At 69.0% G+C, this 21,872-nt stretch carries 22 protein-coding genes and 1 tRNA gene; 6 read left to right on the top strand and 17 right to left on the bottom strand.

The annotated features are described in order from the left end of the window. Positions 1-11: 11 nt before the first annotated feature. The 4 genes from nifN to CJ010_RS03725 form a co-directional block, all read right to left on the bottom strand. Positions 12-1,457 (bottom strand): nitrogenase iron-molybdenum cofactor biosynthesis protein NifN, encoded by a 1,446-nt coding sequence (gene nifN / locus CJ010_RS03710; RefSeq protein WP_240794488.1) that lies wholly within the window; start codon positions 1,455-1,457, stop codon positions 12-14. Continuing rightward, positions 1,414-2,916, bottom strand: a complete 1,503-nt coding sequence (gene nifE / locus CJ010_RS03715) for a nitrogenase iron-molybdenum cofactor biosynthesis protein NifE (protein ID WP_141016796.1) — start codon at positions 2,914-2,916, stop codon at positions 1,414-1,416. Before nifE ends, nifN begins: the two co-directional genes overlap by 44 nt. Positions 2,917-3,109: 193 nt before the next feature. Beyond that, positions 3,110-4,120, bottom strand: a complete 1,011-nt coding sequence (locus CJ010_RS03720) for a hypothetical protein (protein ID WP_141016797.1) — start codon at positions 4,118-4,120, stop codon at positions 3,110-3,112. 47 nt (positions 4,121-4,167) lie between these two features. Continuing rightward, positions 4,168-4,938 carry a 4Fe4S-binding leucine-rich repeat protein gene (locus CJ010_RS03725; protein WP_141016798.1) on the bottom strand — a complete coding sequence of 257 codons (771 nt, stop codon included), beginning with the start codon at positions 4,936-4,938 and terminating at the stop codon, positions 4,168-4,170. Positions 4,939-5,284: 346 nt separating this feature from the next. Here CJ010_RS03725 and CJ010_RS03730 point away from each other — a divergent pair, with 346 nt between their 5' ends. Continuing rightward, positions 5,285-8,521, top strand: coding sequence for an EAL domain-containing protein (locus tag CJ010_RS03730; RefSeq protein WP_168224898.1), 3,237 nt, complete (start codon positions 5,285-5,287; stop codon positions 8,519-8,521). Between the two features lie 32 nt (positions 8,522-8,553). Here the strand turns inward: CJ010_RS03730 and CJ010_RS03735 are convergent, their stop codons facing one another. The 5 genes from CJ010_RS03735 to CJ010_RS03755 all read right to left on the bottom strand — a co-directional run bounded on the left by CJ010_RS03735 (position 8,554) and on the right by CJ010_RS03755 (position 10,417). Beyond that, positions 8,554-8,748, bottom strand: a complete 195-nt coding sequence (locus CJ010_RS03735; RefSeq protein WP_141016800.1) for a glycine zipper 2TM domain-containing protein — start codon at positions 8,746-8,748, stop codon at positions 8,554-8,556. A 49-nt stretch (positions 8,749-8,797) separates the two neighbouring features. Next, the gene (locus CJ010_RS03740; RefSeq protein ID WP_141016801.1) at positions 8,798-9,031 is read right to left on the bottom strand and encodes a hypothetical protein; all 234 of its coding nucleotides are present in this window, start codon (positions 9,029-9,031) and stop codon (positions 8,798-8,800) included. A gap of 22 nt (positions 9,032-9,053) precedes the next feature. Continuing rightward, positions 9,054-9,368 (bottom strand): BON domain-containing protein, encoded by a 315-nt coding sequence (locus tag CJ010_RS03745; RefSeq protein WP_141016802.1) that lies wholly within the window; start codon positions 9,366-9,368, stop codon positions 9,054-9,056. A gap of 22 nt (positions 9,369-9,390) precedes the next feature. Continuing rightward, the gene (locus CJ010_RS03750) at positions 9,391-10,032 is read right to left on the bottom strand and encodes a phospholipid-binding protein MlaC (RefSeq protein WP_141016803.1); all 642 of its coding nucleotides are present in this window, start codon (positions 10,030-10,032) and stop codon (positions 9,391-9,393) included. 70 nt (positions 10,033-10,102) lie between these two features. Next, a complete protein-coding gene (locus CJ010_RS03755; protein ID WP_168224899.1) occupies positions 10,103-10,417 on the bottom strand; it encodes a hypothetical protein in 315 nt (104 codons plus the stop codon). A 148-nt stretch (positions 10,418-10,565) separates the two neighbouring features. On the opposite strand from CJ010_RS03755, the gene CJ010_RS03760 reads away from it, so the two are divergent. Beyond that, positions 10,566-11,975, top strand: a complete 1,410-nt coding sequence (locus CJ010_RS03760; RefSeq protein WP_141016804.1) for a CHASE3 domain-containing protein — start codon at positions 10,566-10,568, stop codon at positions 11,973-11,975. Here the strand turns inward: CJ010_RS03760 and CJ010_RS03765 are convergent. The 7 genes from CJ010_RS03765 to CJ010_RS03795 form a co-directional block, all read right to left on the bottom strand. Beyond that, on the bottom strand, positions 11,969-12,379 hold the full coding sequence (locus tag CJ010_RS03765) for a response regulator (RefSeq protein WP_141016805.1): 411 nt from the start codon (positions 12,377-12,379) through the stop codon (positions 11,969-11,971). The two genes, CJ010_RS03760 and CJ010_RS03765, sit on opposite strands and share 7 nt — an antisense overlap. Next, positions 12,376-13,011 (bottom strand): response regulator transcription factor, encoded by a 636-nt coding sequence (locus tag CJ010_RS03770; protein WP_141016806.1) that lies wholly within the window; start codon positions 13,009-13,011, stop codon positions 12,376-12,378. Before CJ010_RS03770 ends, CJ010_RS03765 begins: the two co-directional genes overlap by 4 nt. 133 nt (positions 13,012-13,144) lie before the next feature. After that, positions 13,145-13,220: transfer RNA gene (locus CJ010_RS03775), tRNA-Lys, on the bottom strand. A gap of 92 nt (positions 13,221-13,312) precedes the next feature. Next, on the bottom strand, positions 13,313-13,864 hold the full coding sequence (ruvC, locus tag CJ010_RS03780; RefSeq protein ID WP_141016807.1) for a crossover junction endodeoxyribonuclease RuvC: 552 nt from the start codon (positions 13,862-13,864) through the stop codon (positions 13,313-13,315). Positions 13,865-13,940: 76 nt separating this feature from the next. Next, entirely contained in the window at positions 13,941-14,261 is a 321-nt protein-coding gene (locus CJ010_RS03785) for a heavy metal-binding domain-containing protein (RefSeq protein ID WP_141016808.1), read from the bottom strand. 31 nt (positions 14,262-14,292) lie between these two features. Beyond that, entirely contained in the window at positions 14,293-15,174 is an 882-nt protein-coding gene (locus tag CJ010_RS03790; protein WP_141016809.1) for a DMT family transporter, read from the bottom strand. Positions 15,175-15,262: 88 nt separating this feature from the next. Further along, positions 15,263-15,988: a YebC/PmpR family DNA-binding transcriptional regulator gene (locus CJ010_RS03795; protein WP_141016810.1), complete on the bottom strand. Its 726-nt coding sequence runs from the start codon at positions 15,986-15,988 to the stop codon at positions 15,263-15,265. Between the two features lie 129 nt (positions 15,989-16,117). Between CJ010_RS03795 and CJ010_RS03800 the strand changes: the two genes are divergently transcribed. Beyond that, complete coding sequence (locus CJ010_RS03800) at positions 16,118-16,765, top strand: hypothetical protein (RefSeq protein WP_141016811.1); 648 nt, start codon at positions 16,118-16,120, stop codon at positions 16,763-16,765. Positions 16,766-16,804: 39 nt separating this feature from the next. Next, positions 16,805-18,322, top strand: coding sequence for a helicase HerA-like domain-containing protein (locus tag CJ010_RS03805; RefSeq protein ID WP_141016812.1), 1,518 nt, complete (start codon positions 16,805-16,807; stop codon positions 18,320-18,322). A gap of 15 nt (positions 18,323-18,337) precedes the next feature. Here CJ010_RS03805 and CJ010_RS03810 read toward each other — a convergent pair whose 3' ends face one another. Then, complete coding sequence (locus tag CJ010_RS03810; RefSeq protein ID WP_141016813.1) at positions 18,338-19,228, bottom strand: LysR family transcriptional regulator; 891 nt, start codon at positions 19,226-19,228, stop codon at positions 18,338-18,340. Positions 19,229-19,292: 64 nt separating this feature from the next. On the opposite strand from CJ010_RS03810, the gene CJ010_RS03815 reads away from it, so the two are divergent. Together CJ010_RS03815 and CJ010_RS03820 are read left to right on the top strand one after the other, a co-directional pair. Further along, positions 19,293-20,825, top strand: coding sequence for an MFS transporter (locus CJ010_RS03815; protein WP_141016814.1), 1,533 nt, complete (start codon positions 19,293-19,295; stop codon positions 20,823-20,825). An 86-nt stretch (positions 20,826-20,911) separates the two neighbouring features. Beyond that, entirely contained in the window at positions 20,912-21,868 is a 957-nt protein-coding gene (locus CJ010_RS03820) for a DMT family transporter (RefSeq protein WP_141016815.1), read from the top strand. Positions 21,869-21,872 lie beyond the last annotated feature (4 nt).

The raw sequence follows: 21,872 nt of genomic DNA on the forward strand, positions 1-21,872 counted from the left end.
GCCTGGCCTCCTCAGTGCCCACCAGCCGCAGCTGGCGACGGCGCGGGGTCGGACTCGAGCTTGAAGCGGGATCGATGCGGGGCGATGGACTCATGATGTTGCAGCACCAGGTTGGCGATATCGAACAGGGCTTGCCGGGTTCCCCGGTAGCCCACCCACGTCTTGCAGTAGCCGCCGACAAGGTCGTACTGCGGCATCCCCGCGCGCAGCAAGGGCACGCCGAGGCGATCGGCACTGGCGGCTGCGTGCGAATTGGCGACCACGAGCTCGGCCTGGCCGGCGCGGGCGAGATCCTCGAGATCCTCGAGGTCGCCCACGTGCACCTGGGCGCCGGGTACGGCAGTGAGGCTGGCGGTCTTGATCGGCGACACCGCGGCGACGATCTCGCTGCCCATGCCCGCGAACAGCGTGGCGGTCTGCAGCAGCAGGTCGGGGTCGGCGGCGATGGCGACGCGGCGCAGGCCGGTCATGAAGTGGGTGTCGACCATCGCATCCTGCAACTGGGCGCGCTGGCGTTCGAGCTTGTCCGGCACCGCGACGCCGGCGATCTCGGCCAGGGTCTGGGTGAAGCGGTCGCAGGCTTCCAGGCCGACAAGGCCGTCGAAGCGGTAATCGGGCACGCCGGTGCGCTCCGCCAGCAGATCGGCGGCGCCCTTGAGCGAGCGGCCGACGACGATGGTGGCCACGGCTTCGCCCAGCGTTGCCAGCTCGGACACCGGTGTGCCGCCCAGCGTGACCGGGATGGTGTCTTCCGAGATCAGGTGGCCGTCGAGCGAATCGGCGAGGTCGGGGACGGCCAGCGGCCGCAGTCCGAAGAGTTCCAGCCACTCCTTGATGGCTTCGACGTCGCCCGGGGTGAGGTGGCTGCCCAGCAGCAGGTTAACCTGCTTCTTGCGGCGGCCGGCGAGGCCGGTGCCGGCGGTGTGCGGCACGGTGGCGTCGAGGATGCCCTTCACCGCGGCGGCATAGCCGGTTTCGAGGCAGCCGGCGAAATCCGGCGTGTTCACCGCGGCCACGGGAATATGGTTGAACTCGGGGAAATCGACGCGGAAGTCCTTCACCAGACGGGCGATGTCGGTGCCCTGGGTTTCGGACAGCGCGGTGGTGGCGACGCCGACCAGCGCGGGCTTGCTCTTGCCGCACACGGTGGCGAGCGCCTGCACGACGTTGCCGTCGGCGTTCATCACGGTGGCGACCTGGTCCATCGCGGTGGTTTGCAGCGGCACCGGCTCGCGGAAGTGGCGCACGAAGAAGACCTTGGCGAACGCAGTGCAGCCCTGCGAGCCATGGAAGATCGGCATGCTGCGGTTGATGCCGAGGAAGGCCAGCGCGGCGCCGGCCGGCGCCGAGGATTTCAGCGGGCTGACCGACAGCGCCTTGGGGTGACGGATGATCTCGGCCATGCTGCCCTCCTTAAGCGGCGGCGCCCGCAGTGGCGTGGTGGTGGTCGTGGTCATGATCGTGGTCGTGATCATGGCCGTCGTTGGCATCGGCGGCGTCCGGGCTGTCGCCCAGTTCGGGGCCGGCGATCACCATCGCCTTGGTGGTCCAGGGGGCCGGCTTGCGTACCGCGTCCCACACCGGCGATTCCAGCGTCAGCGCGAGCTGGCGCACCAGTTCCTTCATGCCCTCGTAGCCGGCGTAACCGAATTCGCGTTCCTGGTTGATGTCCAGGAAGGGCAGGCGGGCCTTGAGTGCGGTGTAGAGGTTGCGGCCGCCGGCGATGAGGATGTCGGCCTTGAGGTTGTACACCGCGTTGAGCAGGTCGCGCGCGCCTTCGCTCTCGAGCATGATGGTGTTGTCGCCCATCAGTTCGAGGATGCGGGCCTTGTCTTCCTCGGTGGATTTCTTGGTGCCGCTGGCGACCACGTTCATGCCGAGATCCTGCAGCGCGGACACCACCGACCACGACTTCACGCCGCCGGTGAAGAGCAGCACGCGCTTGCCTTCGAGGCGCGGCCGCCAGGCGTTGAGTTCGCCGCGCACGCGCGCTTCCTCGCGGGCGATCACCGCCTCGGTTCTGGCGACGAGGTCTTCGTCGCCGATGATGCGGGCGATCTCGCGCAGCGCGTGGGTGGTGTCGGTGATGCCGTAGAAGCTGCCCTCGAACCAGGGGATGCCGTAGCGCTCTTCCATCTTGCGGGCGACGTTGATCATCGCCTTGGCGCACACCAGCATGTTCACCTCGCCTCGGTGCATGGTCTGCACCTCGTGGAAGCGTGCGTCGCCCGACAGCGTACAGAGGATGCGGATGCCGAGTTCGTCGAACAGCGGGGTGAGGTACCACAGCTCGCCGGCGATGTTGTACTCGCCGATGAGGTTGATGTTGTGCACCTTGATGCCGGGCGGGATGGCTTCGGGCGGCAGCGGGTCCGGCTCGCGGGTGCCGATCACGTACTTGACCATGGCTTCGCCGGCGATGCGGTTGCCGAGGTTCTTGGTGCCGTAGAAGCCGGCGGCGTCGATGGGTACCACCGGCACGCCCCAGCGCTCGGTCGCGGCCTTGCAGACGGCCTCGATGTCGTCACCGATCAGCGCCGGCACGCAGGTGTTGTAGACGAAGACCGCCGGCGGGGCATAGCGGTCTATCGCCTGCTTGATGCCGTGGAACAGGCGCTTTTCCGCCTTGCCCATGATGATGTCCTGCTCCGACAGGTCGGTGGTCATGCCGATCTTGTAGAGCGTGGGGCCGGACGACTTGGTGCCGCGGTTATCCCAGGAATTGCCGGCACAGGCGATCGGGCCGTGCACCACGTGGGCGACGTCGGCGATCGGCAGCAGCGCGATCTGGGCGCCGTCGAAGGCGCAACCGCCGGCGGAGGCGCCGGGCTTGGGACGTGCACAACCGGATTTCTCTTTCTTGTTGTGGGTGCACGCGGGTTCGTCGAGCAGGGCGGCAACTTCGGAGGCTTTCACGGTTGGGGACTCCGTCGGCAATGATGTCCTACGTCCAGCAAGCACCGTGCCGCATCGATGGTGTTGTTCAAGTCCATGACTTTAAAGGTGAATAAAGCCATGCCTCGATGTCGTGAAGGTGACAATGTGCAGCGCGCTACACGACAGCCCACCCGGCCACCCGGTGTGCCGCCGGGTGGCGGCACACCGTCCTTTACAGCGTGTAGGGGTCGCGCGCCCAGGCCTGGACCAGGGCGGCGTCGCGTTCCGGCAGGTAGGCCATGCCGTCCTGCAGGTCGCCGGCGACCAGCGGCGCCAGGCTGCGCGGCACACGGCGGCTGCCGACCATGTGGAAGTACCAGGCGAAGCCGTAGCCGGCAGTGCGGTCGAAGTCGTGCAGTTCGCGCGCCAGCACGGTGCCGCGGCTGGCCGGGATGCCGGTCCATACCGGCGCGTGCGCGGCCACCGTGGTGGCGCCGTAGCGGGTCTGGTGGAAGCGGTCGAGGTGTTCGGTCAGCGCGAGCACCCAGTGGTCGCAGAAGCGGCGCTGCTGGCCGGCACTGCTGGCGGCCCAGTCGGACAGGAAGCGCAGGATGGGCGCCGGCTTGCCGGTCTGGTCGATGAGGCGGCCGACGAACTGGGTGACGTCGGTGAGACGACGCAGGACGTAGCGCGGGGCGCCCAGCGCGACCGGCGCCGGGGCTGCGGCCGGACGTTCGAGCAGGTCCTCGGCGGCGAGCGGTGCTGCGCTGCCGGCGCCCACCACATGGCTGGAGACCTCCTGCAGTTCCTCGATTTCGAGTTGCAGGAACTCCGCCGGGCCCTTGCCCCATGGGGCGACGAGGTAGTGGCTGATGCCCTGCTGCAGCGTCAGCACGTAGCCGGCGTCGGCGTAACGTTCGAGGAAGGCCTCGCCGTCCTCGTCGATCTCGGCCCAGGCCTGCTCCAGCCACGCGAGCGCATCTTCGGCCACGCAGCCGCCGTTGGCGTCGAGGATGCGGCCCGGGCGGAACCAGCCGCCGCGCGACACCCGTGGCGCGAACTCGGGGCCGCCGGCCTTGCGCAGGGCGTCGAGCAGCGGCGCGTGTCCGGGCAGCGGGGTGAGCGTGGCGCACAGGGTGAACAGGGTTTCGTTCAGCGTGGGCGGGATGTTGAGACTGGCCGGTCCGGCGGTCGGGGACGCCTGTGCGGCGTCACGGGGGGTGTCGAACGAGGCGTCGGTCATGGCGAGTCCTTGGAGGAGCGGTGATGATGGGTCTTGCGGTGGCGCCGTCAGGCGGAGTCGTTGGCGGCGCCAAGGCGTTCGGCGGCAAGCAGACGGACGTCGGGCTCCGGGTCGTTGAGTACGGCGGCGAGCGTGTCGAGCGGGGCCTGCTGCACCGCTGCCGCGCGCACCAGCCATTCGGGGTCGTCGAGCAGGCGCGCGGCGTCGTCGGGCAGCATGCGGCCGGCGGCGAGGGCGCGGACTTCCGGGTCGGGGTCGCCGGCAAGCTTGCCGAGCGCGAAGGCGGGCAGCCGGCGGGCGATCTCCTTGCGGACCGCCGGATCGGGGTCGTCCACCATCTGCGGCAGCTGGCCGTGCGGCAGGCGGCGGGCGACGTGGATGCGCACGCCGTAGTCGGCGTCGCGCATCATGCGGGGCAGGTCGGCCGGCGCCATGCGGGTGGCGACGGTGATGCGGACCTCGCGGTCGGGATCGCGAGCCATGCGCCGCAGCACCTCGCCTTCCGCGCGGATGGCGACGGCGCGACGGACGACCTCGTCCTGGTCGTTTTCCAGGCGCATCGCCGCTTCCTGCGGCGCGTAGCGGACCGCGATCGCGCGTCGTTCCCAGAACGGGTCGTCGAGGCATAACTCGGCCCATTCCGGGTTGCGCGCGAGGAAGCGGTCGATCTGGCGGCCGCTGTAGACGAACAGACAGGCGTCGCCCGGGCCGCAGCGCCCCTTGGCGAGCGTGTCCTCGCGCAGTTCGCATTGCGCGCAGGGGTTTTCGGGCGGGGTGTAGTCGCTGCCGGCAGGCGGGGCGTCGTGTTCGTGGTCCAAATCTTGTAGGAGCGTTGTCGCTCGGCGCGAGGGTTGGTGTCGACCACGACAGGCGCAAGCGGCATGCCAGCGGCGACAAAGGCTCGCGGCTTATGGTTTGATGGCCCGGTCGTGGTCGGTCGTGGCTGAAGTACGACAATCCTTGCGCCGACTTGTCGCAAGTCCGACAGCGTGCTTGTCTGTTTCGGCCTGGTTTCCGCCACGAAGCGGGCGATTTCGCCCCGATCTGGGGAAAACCTTTGCAATTCTTTGTTTCTATGTAAACTGGGTAGCTCATAAAGACAGCGACAGCCGGCTCGCACCCGCGTGCGTCGCCGCCAGGTCGACAACCGGAACCGGGGGGAATATGGCGAAGGGCGCTCACGAGGGCTTGCGTACCCGCCTGTCCGCCATCGTCGTTTTCGTCGTCGCCACGGTGATGCTGCCCTTCGTGCTGGTAGCGGCCGCTTATCTGGAAGGCCGCGCGCGTGACGACGCACAGACCCAGCTGGTTGCCTTCAGTACCCTGGTGCGCGACCTGGTGGCCACCCAGCACAGCCTCGTCGACAACGCCGTGTCCCGGCTGGCCGATGCGATGGCGCTGCATTTCAGCGGCACCTACGCGCTCGATCCGGCCGGCAGGTTGCGGCGCGAGGGCCAACCGGCGGAGGTGATCGCGGCCGATCTTTACCGCTTCGGCGAAGACTCCGCCGGCAGCGTTGCGGCGATTGCCCAGCGCCGTGGCACGGGCTATCGCGTGCTGGCCTCCACCCTGTGGGGCGAGCGCAGCGGTGAGGTGGCGCTGCCCTTGCCGGCGGCTGCACTGGCCGCGCTCGACGACGGGCGGCGCTGGCGCGGCCAGCTCGAACTCGACGGCCGCCGCTACCTGCTGGAGACCCTGCCGACCCGCAATGCCAGCGGCACGACCGTCGGCCTGCTGCTGGTGGGGGTCGATCTTGCGCGTGAGTTCCAGCGCCTGCGCGACCGCCTGCGCCAGTTCGCGATCGGCGACAGCGGTTATGTGTTCGTGCTCGATGCCTCGCCGGGGCCGGGCTACGGCCGTTTCGTGGTCCATCCGGCGCAGGAGGGCGGCAACCCGCTGGAGGACAGCGACGACGCCGACCGTTCCGTGGTCGCCGAAATGCTCGCGCGTGGCGAGGGCATCATCGCCTATCCCTGGCGCAATGCCGTGCGCGGCGAGCAGGCGTCGCGTCGCAAGCTGGCCGCCTTTGCCAGCTTTCCCGAGCTGGGCTGGGTGATCGGTGCGAGCAGCTACGAGGACGAATTCGGCCGTGGCGCCATGGTGCTGCGCCAGGTGATGCTCGGCGCCGCGGCGACGATCACGCTGACCCTGGTGGTGGCGCTCCACTTCGCCATCGGCGGCATGGTGATCGCGCCGATGCTGCGCCTGCAGCGCACGCTGCGGACCCTGAGCCGCGGCAACGAAACGCTGGTGCATTCTGCGAGCGAGGCGGAACTGGTGAGCGGAATCTGCCGGGTGCTGGTCGATACCGGCGGCTTCCGGCTGGCGACGATAGAACTGCGCAGCGACGATAGCGCGTCGGTGGTGCTGGTCGCCGAGGACGGTGCCGCGGACATTTTCCGGACCACGCTGGCTGCTTTCGGCGGCCAAGGTCTGGCGCCGGCGGTACAGGCGGTGGGCGAGCGGCGGGTGGTGCGGCTCGGCGATCTGGCCGATGCCGAACCCGCGCTGCGTGCCGCGGCGATGCAGGCCGGCTGCCGCGCGCTGATCGCCTATCCGCTGAGCGACGGTGCCCGCACGCTGGGGGCGCTGACCATAGGCGCGGCGCATGCCGGCGCGCTCGACCAGGCGGGCGTCGCCCTGCTCAAGGAGCTGGCCGAGGATCTCGCCTTCGGCATCGTCAGCCAGCGCACCGCGCAGGCGCGCCATCAGGCGGAAGGTGCGCTGCGTCTGCGCGAACGGGCGATCGAGGCGTCGAGCGACGGGGTGCTGATCTTCGCGCTCGATGGCGGCCGCGCCGTGGTGCGCGACGCCAACCCCGCGGCCGAGCGCATCCTCGGGCTGCCGCGCGGGGCCCTGATCGGCAGCGGGCCGGCCGCGCTCGGCGTGTTTGCCGGTGCAGCGCTGGGCGAGCTCGAGGCGGCGCTGGCGAGCGGCCGCGAATCCCTGGTCCAGGCCGACGGCCGGCGTAGCGACGGCGTGCCCTTCTGGTGCGAATGCGCGCTGGCGCCGGTGACGGCGGTCGACGGCAGCCACGTCGTCTGCGTCATCAAGGATGTCACCGAGCGTACCCAGTACCTGCATCAGCTCGAACATCAGGCCAAGTACGACGGCCTCACCGGCCTGCCCAACCGCCATCTGCTCGACGACCGCCTGACGCAGGCCATCGTCGCGGCGCGTCGGCACCAGCGCCTGCTCGGCGTAGCCTTTCTCGATCTCGACCATTTCAAGCTGGTGAACGACAACATCGGCCACCGTCTCGGCGACCTCCTGCTGGGCGAGGTGGCGCGGCGGCTGACGGCGGTGCTGCGCGACGGCGACACCGCGGCGCGGCAGGGGGGCGACGAGTTCGTCGTGCTGCTGGCCGATCTCGACGACGAGGGCGACGCCTTCCGCGTACTCAACCGCGTACAGACGGCACTGGCCGAACCGGTTCGCATCGACGGCCGCGTCTTCTTCGTTACCTGCAGCATCGGTGTCAGCCTCTACCCGCGTGACGGCGGCGACGGCGATACCCTGCTCAAGCATGCCGACATCGCGATGTACCGCGCCAAGGCGGCCGGTCGCGATGCGATCCGCTTCTTCACCGCCGAGATGAATGCGCAGCTGCGCGACCGCGTCCAGCTCGAGGCCGCGCTGCGCACTGCGCCGGAGCGCGGCGAGCTGCACGTCGCCTATCAGCCCCAGGTCGACGGCAGCAGCGGCCGGGTGATCGGCGCCGAGGCGCTGCTGCGCTGGAGCCACCCCGAGCTGGGTGCGATCTCGCCAACCCGCTTCATTCCGCTCGCCGAGGAGATCGGCCTGATCGTGCCGATCGGCGAGTGGGTGCTGCGCACCGCCTGCCGCCAGGCGCTGGCGTGGCAGGCGGCCGACCGGCCTTTCCGCATCGCGGTGAATGTGTCGGCGCGCCAGTTCCGTTCGCCCGATCTGCCCGCCCGGGTCGCCGAGATCCTGGAGGAGACCGGCTTGCCCGCCGCCGTGCTGGAGCTGGAGCTGACCGAGAGCATGCTGATGGGCGATGCCGAGCAGGCCGAGGCGATGCTGCACCGGCTCAAGCAGATCGGCGTGGCGATCGCGCTCGACGACTTCGGTACCGGCTATTCCAGCTTCGCCTACCTGCAGCGCTTCCCGATCGACACGCTCAAGATCGACCAGTCCTTCGTGCGCAGCATGGCCAGCGGCGCGCGCGCCGAAGCCATCGTCGCCGCCATCATCGCGATGGCGCACAACCTCGACATGCGGGTGATCGCCGAAGGCGTGGAGACGCCGCTGCAGCAGCGCCAGCTGTTCGAGTTTGGCTGCGACGAGATGCAGGGCTATCTGTTCGGTCGTCCGGTGGGCGCCGAGGATTTCGGCCGGGGTCCGGCAATGCTGGTGGACGACGACGCGGCGACGCCTTAGCGTCGCCGCGTCGCGGTCAGGGCCGGCTGGCCCTACTTGCTGACTTCGTGGCCGATGATGCCGCCGACTGCGGCACCGCCGACCGCCCCGGCGGTGGAACCGCCGGTGACCGCGCTACCCACGCCGGCGCCGGCCGCCGCGCCGATCAGGGTACCGCCCAGCGTGGTGCAGGCCGACAGCGCGAAGGCTGCGGCGAGCATCGCGAGCGTCGAGTTCAGGCGTTTCATGATGTCCTCCTTGCGGCGCCGGTTCGGTCTGCGTCGGCCGGCGCGCGCTTTACTTGCTGCCTTCGGTGCTGCTGCCCGGCGTATCGGACGGGGCGGGTGCCGGCACAGGGGCCGGCGGTGCCGCAGGCAGCGGGGGTGGTTGGGCCGTGCTGGGCGCGGGTGGCGCGACATCGCGCTGCGGCGCCGGCGCCTGGGGCGCGACCGGATCGGGATCCTTGCCGTCGCAGCCGGCCATCAGCAGCGGCGCGACGAACGCGGCAAGCAACAGGATGCGGGTTTTCATATGCCTTCCTCCTTGTGCGTCCTCAGTTGGATTTGAGCCGGATGTCGTTCTTCACCGACTTCACGCCGGGCACGTCGCGGGCGAGCTCGACCGCGCGTTGCGCCTCGGCTGCGTGGTCGGCATAGCCGGACAACTGGACGCTGCCCTTGAAGGTTTCGACCTTGATCTGCAGCGCGCTGACCGTCTTGTCCTGCACGAAGGCGCTCTTGACTTTGGCGGTGATGGCGCTGTCGTCGAGGTATTCGCCGGTGCTCTCGCGCGTCGGGGTGCCGCTGCAGGCGCTCAGGGCGGCGAGCATCGCGGCGATGCCCAGGCTGGCTCGGATGGATTTGCGCATGCTCGTTCTCCTTGTGGGTGGTTCAGCTGCGACCGTCGCCGGATCGCGGCGGGTTTTCGAAACGGCGGTTCTGCTCGCGCAATGCGGCGATCAGGCCGTCGGGGCCGCCCTTGCCCAGTTCGGCCGCGAAGTTGCCGCGGTAGCTGGTGACCAGGCTGACGTTGTCCACCGCGACGTCGAACACCTTCCAGCTGTCGCCGTTGCGCGACAGGCGATAGTCCAGCGCGATCGGTGTCGCGCCCGGCTGGTTGATCTGGCTGCGGACCGTCACGTCGCCGGCTTCGCGCGGTCCGGTGGTGGGCTTGAAGCTCACTGTCTGGTCGCGATAGGCCGTCAGTGCATTGGCGTAGGTGCGCACCAGCAGCGTGCGGAATTCGCGCGCCAGCGCTTCGCGCTGTTCGAAGCTCGTCTGCCGCCAGGTCGGGCCGACCGCCAGGCTAGTCATGCGGTGGAAGTCGAAGTGAGGGGCGATCTTCTCGTCGATCAGACGGACCGCCTTGTGACGGTCGCCCGATTGCAGCGCCTTGTCCTGGCGCAGGATGGCCAGCACTTCGTCGGTGACGCCCTTGACCAGGACGTCGGCGGCGATGCCCGGCGCGGCAAGTGCCGCCGGCGCAAAGAGCAAGGGCAGCGTGAGCAGCAGGGTAAGGAATCGTCGGATCATCGGCTTGCTCCCGGCAGGTTGGAGGTGCGACGGTGCTTGCGCAGCCGTCGTCCGGGTTGCAGTACGCCGTTCAGCGTTTCTCGGCAGCCGTCCATTCGGCCAGCGTGATGCTGCCGTTACCGTCGGCGTCCAGCGTCGAGAAACGGGCCTGGACGTCGGCCGAGCGTTTGGCTTCTTCCTTGGAAACCATGCCGTCGCTGTTGCGGTCAAGCTGCTTGAACATCGGTGCACTGTCGCTCTTGGACGCTGCGCTGTCGGGCATGGCCGGCGTCGTGCTGGCCGGCGGTGCGTCGGCGGCGGGCGGCCGCGTGGGTTCGGCGGCGATGGCCGCCAGCGGCAGCGCGCCGGTCAGAAGCAGCGCAACTAGACTGATCTTGGATTTCATCATGCGTCTCCGGTGGTTGAGGGACTGCCCATGCGGTTCTCGTCCAGGGCTGTTTCCATGCTAGGGAACGCTTTGGCGCCGGGCTGTCGGACAAGGCGGAATCGCGTGTAGGACGATTCCTGCACGACGGTCGGCCGGGAGAATCACCATGCACGCCAAACTGTCCGTCCATGCCATCCAGGTGCGGGGCCTGTCGCGGCGCTGGCGCCAGCTCACGCTCACGCTCGCCTGCGCGCTGGTGTTGTCGCTGTTCGTCTCGAGTGTCTGGCAGGCGACGACCAGCCTCGCCGCGCTTGGCACCCTGCAGGCCGAGGCTGTCCGCATCGGCCGGCTAGACAGCATGCTGATCCAGCTGGTGGAGGCCGAAAGCGGCGCCCGCGGCTACCTGCTGAGCCGCAATCCGGCCTACCTCGAGCCCTACCACAACAGCCTTGCAACCATCGAATACACGCTGGAGGAGATACGCCGCGATATCGGCAGCGACCCGCGCGACCAGGAGGCGCTGGCACAGCTCACCGGCGTCATCACGCTGAAGCTGCGGGTGCTGTCGGAGGCGGTGAGCCGCGGTGCCGTTGGCGAGGAAGCGCCGCGTGGCGCCGCCACGTCGGACGGACGGCGCTACATGGAGACCATCCGCCTTGCCCTGGCCGAGCTCAAGGGCCGCATGGCTGCGCACAGCCAGCGCTCGCTGGAGGCCTCCATCGCCCACGTCCAGCGCACCCGCTGGGTGGTGGCGGCCTTGTCCGGCGGCGCGCTGGTATTGCTTGCCGTGCTGTTCGTGGTCCTGCAGCGCCAGTTCCAGCTGCGCGAGCGCCTCGCCGGGCTGCTGCAGGACGAGAACGCGCGGCTGGAGGCGCTGGTGCAGGCGCGTACCGCCGAGTTGTCCGATCTGGCCAGCTACCTCACCCGAATCCGCGAGGCCGAGCAGCAGCGGCTGGCGCGCGAACTGCACGACGAACTCGGGGCCTTGCTCACCGCCGCCAGGATGGATGCCGCCTGGCTCGGCCGCAGCCTGGGCGAGGCCGCTCTGGCGCCCTGTCGCGAACGTTTCGAGCGGCTGCTGCAGACGCTGGACAGCGGCATCACCCTCAAGCGCCGAATCATCGACAACCTGCGTCCTCCGTTGCTGCAGGAGCTCGGCCTGGTGGCGGCGCTGCGCACGCTCGGCGAGGACTTCGCCGCGAGCGACGGTGTGGAGGTGGTGCTGGAGCTGCCGGCCATGGACATTGAATTGCCCCCGGAGAGCGCGCTGGCACTGTTCCGCATCGCCCAGGAAGCGCTCACCAACATCCGGCGCCATGCCCGTGCCCGTAAGGTGACCCTGCGCTTCACGTTGACGCCCGAGCAGATGCGGCTGGACGTGGAGGACGACGGCGTCGGCTTCGACCCCGCGCTGCCGGCGAGCCGGCGCTACGGCCTGGCCGGCATGCGCCACCGGACGCAGATGTTCCGCGGCAGCTTCGGGATCGACAGCGCGCCCGGCCGCGGTACCCGCATCCACGCCAGCCTGCCGCTGGCGGCGGTGGTACAGGGGCAGGCGGCGGCGGGCGGTCAGTGACCGCCAGCGAGCGCTGCGCGCGCGGCCTCGACGTAGGCGATCAGTTCGTTCATCTGCTGCGCCTTGTCGAAGTAACCATCGACGCCCAGGCGACGGCACAGCTCGCGCAGCGGCGCATGGCCGTAGGCGGAGAACACCACGGTGCGCGGCCGCCCGAAGCGTTCGGGCTCGGCGTTCAGTGCGCGCAGCACGCCGATGCCGCTGCCCGATGCCAGCTGCAGGTCGACGATGGCGAGGTCGGCGTCGCGCGCTTCCAGTGCCTGCAGCGCGGCAGCTTCGTCGGCGGCACTGCCGATCACGGCGATACCGCCGAGTTCGGCGAGGATGTCGCTGAGCAGACCGCGCAGTAGCGGCGAGTCTTCCACCAGGAAGACACGCAGGGGCGGCGGAGTGAGCTCGCTCATGGCAGGATCAAACCGTGGCGGATGGCGTAGGCGGCCAGCTCGGCATTGCTCGCCACCTCCAGCTTTTCGAGCAGGCGCGAACGGTAGGTGCTGACCGTCTTGACGCTCAGCTTGAGCGCTTCGGCGATGGCCGAGACCGATTCGCCGCGCGCCAGCCGCAGGAAGACCTGCAGTTCGCGTTCCGACAGCTGCAGGTGAGCGGGGTGGGACGCGTCGCCGGCCAGTTCATCGGCCAGCAGCTCGGCCACCCGCGCCGAAACGTAGCGGCGCCCCTGGGCAACGATATGGATGGCGCGGATCAACTCGTCGCGCTCGCACTCCTTGCCGAGATAGCCGTCGGCGCCGTTGCGCAGCATCGCCAGCGCGTAACGTTCTTCCGGAAAGCCGCTCAGCACCAGCACCCGCAGCGCTGCGTGACGCTGGCGGAGCGTGCGCAGCACGTCGATGCCGCTCTGGCCGGGCAGGGAGAGATCGAGCAGCACCAAGTCGCAGGGCGTGTCGCGCAGCAGCGCCAGCGCCTCCTCGCCGCTGGCGGCCTCGAAGGCGATCTGCAGGCCGGTTTCCTCGGACAGCATCTCGCGAAAACCGGCGCGAACGATCTCGTGGTCGTCGACGATGGCGATGCGCAGCATGGGCGTCTTTCCGACAGGCTGTAGACGCATTCTAGACAGCGGATGCCGGGGCGACGTTTCCCCGAGGTGGGGCGAGCCGGGCCGGAAAAGCAAAAGGCCAGATCCGGAGATCTGGCCTTTTGCATGGATTCTTTGGTGGGGGCACAAGGATTCGAACCTTGGACCTACTGATTAAGAGTCAGCTGCTCTACCAACTGAGCTATACCCCCGAACCGCTTGCCGCTGTTGCTGCCTCGCTGCAAGAGGCGCGCATATTAGCCACGTTCTTGCGTTTGTGCAAGCACGGAATGATTTTTTGTGCCTACAGGCTCAGGATGCGGCCGGCGCGGCGGCGGCCGCCGATGCCGGCCTGGCCGCCCAGGCCTTGGCCGCCATGGGCGTGGCAGATCGCGCAGGCGAGCGCGTCGGCGGCGTCGGGGCCGGGGCTGGCGTCGAGCGCGAGCAGGCGCTGGACCATGTGCTGGACCTGCTCCTTGGCCGCCTTGCCATAGCCGACCACCGACTGCTTGACCTGCAGCGCGGTGTATTCGGCCACCGGCAACTCGCACGATACCGCGCCGCAGATTACCGCGCCGCGGGCCTGGCCGAGCAGCAGCGTCGATTGGGGATTGACGTTGACGAAGACCTTTTCCACCGCGACCGCATCCGGCTGGTAGGTGGCGATGACCTCGCGCACGCCGTCGAGCAGGGTCTTGAGACGGCCGGGCAGTTCGCCGTCGCGGGTCTTGATGCAGCCGCTGGCGACGTAGCGCAGCTGGCTGCCCAGCGTGTCGATGACGCCGAAACCGGTAATGCGCAGGCCGGGGTCCAGGCCCAGGATGCGGGTGGCGACGATGCGGCCGGCCGTGCTCACTCTGCCCTCCCGGCGCGGCGCGACATCCTCGCCGCGGGAGGACGAGCGGTGCCTTCGGGCGGCCGAGCGTCGGTGCTCAAGCGGTGACTACCGCGGTGCCGCTGACGCACACCATCAGCATGCCGTTGTCGGCGCCGAGCACTTCGTAGTCGATGTCGATACCGACGACCGCGTTGGCGCCGAGTTTGGCGGCCTGCTCGGCCATTTCCTCCATCGCCACTTCGCGCGCGTCGGCGAGCGAGCGCTCGTAGGCGCCGGCGCGACCGCCGACGATGTTGCGGATCGAGGCGAACAGATCCTTGAAGATGTTGGCGCCGATGATGGCTTCGCCGGTGACGACGCCGAGATAGCGCTGTACCGGCTTGCCTTCGAGCGTGGGAGTGGTGGTCATCAGCATGGCGGATCCTCCGTGGCTTGATGCCGGCATTCTAGCCCTTGCGCGCCAGCCACACCCCGGCCACGGCCACCACCATGCCGGCCAGCGCGAGCCCGGTGAGGGTCTCGCCGAACATGGCCCAGGCGATCAGCGCGGTGGTGGGCGGGGTCAGGTAGAACAGGCTGGCGACGTTCACCGCGCTGCCGCTGCGGATCAGCAGGTTGAGCAGGGTGATGGCGCCCAGCGACAGGATCAGCACCAGCCACAGCAGGGCGAACACGAATTCCCCGCTCCACTGGATGCTCATGGTCTCGGTCTGGCTGGCGACCAGCGCCGACAGCGCCAGCGTGGGCAGGAACTGGATGACCGAGCCGGTGCGCAGGTCGAAGCGCGGGCAGAAACGCTTCTGGTAGAGCGTGCCGACGGTGATGCCGGCGAGCGCGGCGAGCGCCGGCGCGAGCATGTGGGCAAGCTCGTCGGTGCCGACGCCGCCGACCGCCACCTTGTTGCTGACCACCATGGTGACGCCGGCGAAGCCGAGCGCCAGCCCGGCCCACTGCCGCATCGACACCCGCTCGCCGAGCAGGAAGCCGGCGCCGAGCGCGGTGAGCAGCGGCTGCATGCCGACGACCAGTGCAGTGACGCCCGCCGGCAGGCCGCGATGGATGGCGACGAAGACACCGCCCAGGTACAGCGCGTGCACCAGCACCCCGGTGATGCCGATGTGCGCCACTTCGCGGGCACTGCGCGGCCAGGGTGCGCGCATGGCGAACACGACTGCAGTCATCAGCAGCACCACCAGCACGTAGCGTGCGCACAGGAAGGTGAGCGGCTCGGCATAGGGCAGGCCGAACTTGGCGCCGATGAAGCCGGTGCTCCACAGCAGCACGAACAGCAAGGGCATCAGGCGCTGGGCGGGGGCGGGCGTCGTCATGGGGGCGGTTGTCCTTGTTGCCGTCGGTCGGGGCCACAAACGAAAAAGCGGCGCCGGGCGCCGCTTGGTTCGCGCAGGAGGGCGAGGCTTATTCGTCGAGCACCGCGGAGGTGTAGACCTCCTGCACGTCGTCGAGCGATTCGAGCGCGTCGAGCAGCTTCTGCATGCGCGCGGCGTCGTCGCCGGAGAGCTCGGTCTCGTTCTGGGCCTTCATCGTCACTTCGCCGAACTCGGCGGTGAAACCGGCCTTTTCGAGCGCTTCCTTGACGGTGGTGAATTCCCACGGGCCGGTGATCACTTCGATCGAACCATCGTCGTTGGGGACGACATCTTCGGCACCGGCTTCGAGCGCCGCTTCCATCAGCGCGTCTTCGTTGGTGCCGGGGGCAAACATCAGCTGGCCGCAGTGCTTGAACTGGAAGGCCACGCAGCCGTCGGTGCCCATGTTGCCGCCGTACTTGGAGAAGGCGTGGCGCACGTCGGCGACGGTGCGGGTCTTGTTGTCGGTGAGGCAGTCCACCATGACCGCGGCGCCGGCGATGCCGTAGCCTTCATAGCGCGCTTCCTCGTAGGTCACGCCTTCGAGCTGGCCGGTGCCGCGCTTGATCGCGTTCTCGATGTTGTCCTTGGGCATGGACTCGGCCTTGGCCTTGTCGATGGCCAGGCGCAGGCGCGGGTTGGCGCTGACGTCGCCTCCGCCCATCTTGGCGGCGACGGTGATTTCCTTGATCAGTTTGGTGAAGACCTTGCCCCGCTTGGCGTCCTGACGCCCCTTGCGGTGCTGGATGTTGGCCCATTTGGAATGACCAGCCATATAAACCTCGATGCAGCCGTAAGCGATTGAAGCCCGGCATTATACAGACGGGGGGCGGCATCTGCGGCCGTGCTCTGGTAGATTCCGCCCTGCATGCCGAAAGAATGTCCGATCACGAGGAGAAGCGGTTTGAGCGCCATCATCCGATTCCTGCTGTTCTGTTTCTGCGTTGCGGGTGGTGCGGCACTCGCCGCCGACGAGGGCGAGCCGATCTACGGCGGCTGCGTGGATGCGCGCGGTGCGGCGGTGGTGAGCCTGATCGATCCGCAGTTGCCGGCCGCAGTGGCAACCTCCAGCGAGGCCGGCCGCCCGGTGATCCGCCATAATCCCGAGCTGCTGCCGCGGCTGCTGCCGGCCAGCCGCAGCTTCCTCTACGCACAGGCCTGCGCCCGGCTCAACCTCGGCTACCCGGCCGACGGCCTGCTCGACACCGGCGCCGCTCACCGTGCCGACTGCGCCGCACTGGGGACGCTGCAGCGTTCCGGCCTGCTGGCGCAGACCTCGGTCGAGGCGCTCGAAGCCGATCTCCGCTTTTCCGATGCCGAATGGGCCGAACTGCCCGGGCCGCGCCGGCAGATCGCGCTGGGCAGTTGCCCGCTGTCGCGCGGCGCGCTGCTGCTGCCGGGCGCCGACGCGGCCGAGCGCCCGGCCTGGAATGCCTGCGTGCGCGCCTGTGCCGCGCCGCTCTACCAATGTCAGGCGCGCTGCGCCGCCGGCGACTGCGCGGATTGCCAGGCCGCCTACGACCGCTGCAACCGCACCTGCGATGCCCGCTGATACACTGGATTCCAAACCTTTCGACCGCATGGTGATGTGATGACCGAACCGCTGCTGATCGCCAAGACCGCCGACAAGGAACTCTGCCTCCTGCCGCGCCTCGCCAACCGCCACGGCCTCATCACCGGCGCCACCGGTACCGGCAAGACGGTGACCCTGCAGAAGATGGCCGAGTCCTTCGCCGGCATCGGCGTGCCGGTGTTCATGGCCGACGTCAAGGGCGACCTCTCCGGCATCGGCGCCGCCGGTGTCGCCTCCGACAAGCTGATGCAGCGCCTGGCCGCGATCGGCATCACCGAATTCACGCCGCGCGCCAACACGACGGTGTTCTGGGATGTCTACGGCGCCGCGGGCCATCCGGTGCGGGCAACGATCTCCGATATGGGGCCGCTGCTGCTGGCGCGCCTGCTCAATCTCAACGATACCCAGGCCGGCGTGCTGCAGCTGGTGTTCAAGATCGCCGACGACAACGGTCTGCTGCTGCTCGACCTCAAGGATCTGCGGGCGATGATCCAGTACGTGGGCGAGAACGCGAAGTCCTTCACCACCGAGTACGGCAACGTCTCGGCAGCCTCCATTGGCGCCATCCAGCGCAACCTGCTGGCGCTGGAAGAGCAGGGCGGCGACGTCTTCTTCGGCGAGCCGATGCTGGACATCGCCGACCTGATGCAGACCGACGGCGACGGCCGCGGCGTCATCAACGTGCTCGCTGCCGACAAGCTCTACCACTCGCCCAAGCTCTACTCCACCTTCCTGCTGTGGATGCTGTCCGAACTCTTCGAGCAGCTGCCGGAAGTAGGAGACCTCGACAAACCCAAGCTGGTGTTCTTCTTCGACGAGGCCCACCTGCTGTTCGCCGATGCGCCCAAGGCACTGGTGGAAAAGGTCGAGCAGGTGGTGCGGCTGATCCGCTCCAAGGGCGTGGGCGTTTATTTCGTCACCCAGAACCCGCTCGACGTGCCCGAAACCGTGCTCGGCCAGCTCGGCAACCGCGTCCAGCACGCCCTGCGCGCGTTCACCCCGCGCGACCAGAAGGCGGTGAAGACCGCTGCCGACACCATGCGCGCCAATCCGGCTTTCGATGCCGCCACGGCGATCACCGAACTCGGCGTGGGCGAGGCGCTGGTGTCCTTTCTCGATGAAAAGGGCCGGCCCGAGATCGTCGAGCGCGGCTTCGTGATCGCGCCCGCGTCCCGGCTCGGTCCGCTGACCGAGGCCGAGCGGCAGGCGGCGGTGCGTGCCTCGGTGCTCTACGGTCATTACGAAAAGGCGGTCGATCGCGAATCCGCCTACGAGATGCTGCGCGCCCAGGCTGCGGCCGCGCAGCCGCAGGGCGGTGCGACGTCGGCTGGCGCACCCGCGGGTGAGCAGGGTGGCGCGCTCGGCGGCATGGGTGACATCCTGTTCGGTTCCACCGGGCCGCGCGGCGGTCAGCGCGACGGACTGGTGCAGATCGCCGCCAAGACCCTGACCCGCACCATAGGCAGCTCGCTCGGTCGGGAGATCGTGCGCGGGGTGCTCGGCTCCCTGCTCGGCGGCGGATCGCGCCGGCGCTGAGGCGGTTATCCCGGCTCAGTCGAGCAGGAAGCGCTCGATCGCGTCCATGAACACCCGGGTGCGTGCCGGCACCAGCCCGCGCCCCGGCAGATGGGCGTAGATCTTGAGCGGATGCGGCACATGGTCCGACAGCAGCGGCAGCAGCGTGCCGGCTTCGAGCTCGCGCCGGCAGTAGGAGGCCGCGAGCATCGTGGCGCCATGGCCGGCCAGTGCCGCTTGCAGCCGCAGCGCAGCATTGGTGGTACGCAGCGGGCCGCGCGGATGCAGCGTATGCGTCCTGCCATCGGCCGCTTCGAAGTGCCAGCGCTCCTCGCCCGGCATCGACAGGCAAGGCCAGTGTTCCAGCTCGGCCACGCTGCGCGGTAGTCCCAGCCTGCGGATCAGCGCCGGCGCGGCGTACAGGCCGCGCGCCACGCTGTAGACCCGCCTCACCACGCGCTCGGAGTCCGGCAGCGCTTCGCCGGTGGCGAAGAACACCACATCGTAGCCGGCACCGACCGTTTCGCTGCCGAGGATGCGCACGTCGATCTCGATTTCCAGGCGCGGATGGCGGTTCAGCACGTCGTTCACCACCTCGCCGAGCTGGATTGCGCCGAATTCGTAGGGTGTGGCGATGCGCAGCACGCCGTGGGGCTCGTCACGGGCGTCGCCGGCCTCGGTCGCCACCGCGTCCAGCCGTTCGAACAGCGGCGCCAGCTGCACCAGCATGCGCTCCCCTTGTTCGGTGAGTGCCACGCGTCGCGTGCTGCGTTCGATCAGGCGCTGGCCGAGTTGGCGCTCCAGCCTTGCCACCGCATGGCTCACCGAGGATTTCGGCAGCGCCAGCTGCTCGGCGGCGCGGGTGAAGCTGCCGCTCTGGGCGACGGCGGTGAAGGCATACCAATCGTTCCAGTTGATTGTTCGCATTTTTGGATAGAGCGTCCATAAATGAATATTTATTCAATGATACGCACAATGTAAGTTGTGAGGCATGTCGCCACCCTTGCCGCCCCTGCCGCCCTTTCCCCAGATCAGCGCCGCCGATGCACCGGCCCGCGCGGTGCTGCTGAGCGCGCATCCGGAATTTCGCCCGCTGCGGGTGTACGCCTTCGGTGCCACGCTCGGCCTGGTCGCGGGGCTGGATTTTGTCGCCGCCATCCTGATCGCGATGGCGGGCGTGCAAGTGCAGACTGGACTGGGCGTGGCGCCGCGCGACTTCCTGTGGGCGCTGACCAGTTACGCGGTGGCGGCGGTGGTGGCCAACCTGGTGCTGGTGCAACTGGCCGGCCGGGTGAGTTACCGCCGCTTCACGCTCGGCAGCCTGGTGGTCTTCATCCTCGGCGCCCTTGCCTGCGCAGCCGCCGAGTCGCTGCCGGCGCTGACGCTGGCGCGTGCGGTGCAGGGCCTGGGTGGCGGCGGGCTGTTCGCCGCCGCACGCATCCTGGCGCAGTTCTCGTCGCAGCCGCAGGAGCGCCTGTCGCTGTTCTGGGGCTTCGGCCTGGCCAACTTCGCCCTGGTCGCGCTCGCTCCCTGGCTGGCCGGCTGGCTGGTTTCGAATCACGGCTGGCATACGCTCTTCCTGCTGCAGGCGGCGCTGGCGGTGCCGCTGCTGCCGCTGGTCGCACTGGTCTATCCGCGGATCGAACATCGGCCGCGGCGGCCGATGGGGCAGCTCGACTGGCCGGGCGTGCTGGCCTTCGCCACCGGTGCGCTGCTGCTGGAGCACGCGCTCGAGCATCTGCGCTATCTCACCCGGGCCGACCTGCCGGCGCTGGCCGGCTACGGTGTGGCCGGAATAGCGCTGCTCGTGCTGGTGATGCGGCGCTTTTCGCGCCACCCCGATCCCTGGCTGGACCCGCGCCGGCTGACCAGCCGCCGCTACCTGATCGGGCTGGCCTTCTACGGCGTGTTCTACCTGATCACCGGCTACTGGAATTTCCTGGTGCCAGCCTTCCTGGTCGAAGGCCTCGGCTTCGGCCTGACCAAGGTGGGCGGGCTGTTGTCGCTCGGCGGACTGACGACCTTGGCGGCGGTGGTGGTCTTCCATCTGTGCCTGCCGCGCGTCATGCGCAAGCGCCGCTACATCGCCGTCGGCTACATCGGCCTGGCGACGGCCTTCCTGGCGATGGCGGCCGCGGCGCGGCCCGGCGCCAGTGCGATAGCCGTGCTGCCGGCCATCGTGTTGCAGGGCGCGATGCCCGTGCTGGCCTTGCTGCAGGTGGCGATGATGACCTTCGTCGACATGCCGACCGAAGACTTCGCCCACGCCTACGCCTTCAAGAACATCGTGCGCGAGATCGTCAATGCGCTCGGCACCGGTCTCGCCGTGCTGCAGTTGCATCACGGCGCCGAGGCTGCCCGCTCGGCGATGCAGGCGGCGACACCCGACAGCCTGGCGCCGGCGCTCGGCGACGTGGTACAGCAGGCGGCGGTGAGCGTGGCGGCGGGGCACATCCTGATCGGGCTGGCGCTCGGCTGCCTGGTGGTGGCGGTGATCGCGGTCGCCCAGCGCAGCCTGAAGTGATGCGGTTTGCGTAGATTGCGGATTGTGCCGGGTGCCGTCCGGTGGCCTAATCGCGGATTGGATCGAATCCGGGCAGGGCAGCGGGCATGACACAGGCGGGAAGCAGGACGGCACGTGCCGATGAATTGGGCGGGGCGATGGCGAAGCCGGGCGGCGGCATGGCCGTCGGCCTGGCTTTCGCCGTCTGCGGCGCGGTCGGTTTCTCGTTCAAGGCCATCCTGGTCAAGCTCGCCTACCGCTACGGTGTCGATGCCGAGACGCTGCTGGCGCTGCGCATGGCGTTCTCGCTGCCCTTCTTCCTGGCCATGGGCTGGGCGGCCAGCCGCCGGGCAGCGCATGCCCTGTCGGCGCGCGACTGGGTTTGGATGGCCGGGCTCGGACTGTTCGGCTATTACCTCGCGAGTTATCTCGATTTCCTCGGCCTGGACTACATCTCGGCGGCGCTCGAGCGGCTGATCCTCTTCCTTTATCCCACCGTGGTGATCGTGCTGTCGGCGGCGTTCCTGGGCAAGAAGGTGACGCGGCGCATGCTGGCGGCGCTGGCGCTGAGCTACCTCGGCATCGCGCTGGCGGTGGGGCACGACCTCGACGTCTCCGGCACAGCGCACGAGGTCGTGCTCGGCTGCGTGCTGGTGTTCGCCAGCGCGGTGAGCTACGCGCTCTACCTGATGGGCAACGGCGAGGTGGTCGGCCGGCTGGGTTCGTCGCGGGTCACCGCCTACGCCAGCAGTTTCGCCTGCTTCTTCAGCCTGGCGCAGTTCGCGGCGATGCGGCCGTTGGCGATGGTCGCCGAGCAAGCCTGGCAGGTCTACGCCTTTGCCGGGCTGATGACGGTGTTCAGCACGGTGGCGCCGGTGTGGATGGTGTCGGAGGCGATCCGCCGCCTGGGCGCGGGGCCGGTGTCGCTGACCGGCACGCTGGCACCGGCCATCACCATGCTGCTCGGGTGGCTGATCCTGGACGAAGCCATCGGCGTGTTCCAGCTTGCCGGCATGGCCATGGTGGTGGCCGGCGTCGCCGTGATGGCGCGCCAGCGCGGCTGAACGG

Origin of the sequence: Azoarcus sp. DD4, from assembly GCF_006496635.1 — a bacterium.
In the GTDB taxonomy this organism is placed as follows: domain Bacteria; phylum Pseudomonadota; class Gammaproteobacteria; order Burkholderiales; family Rhodocyclaceae; genus Azoarcus.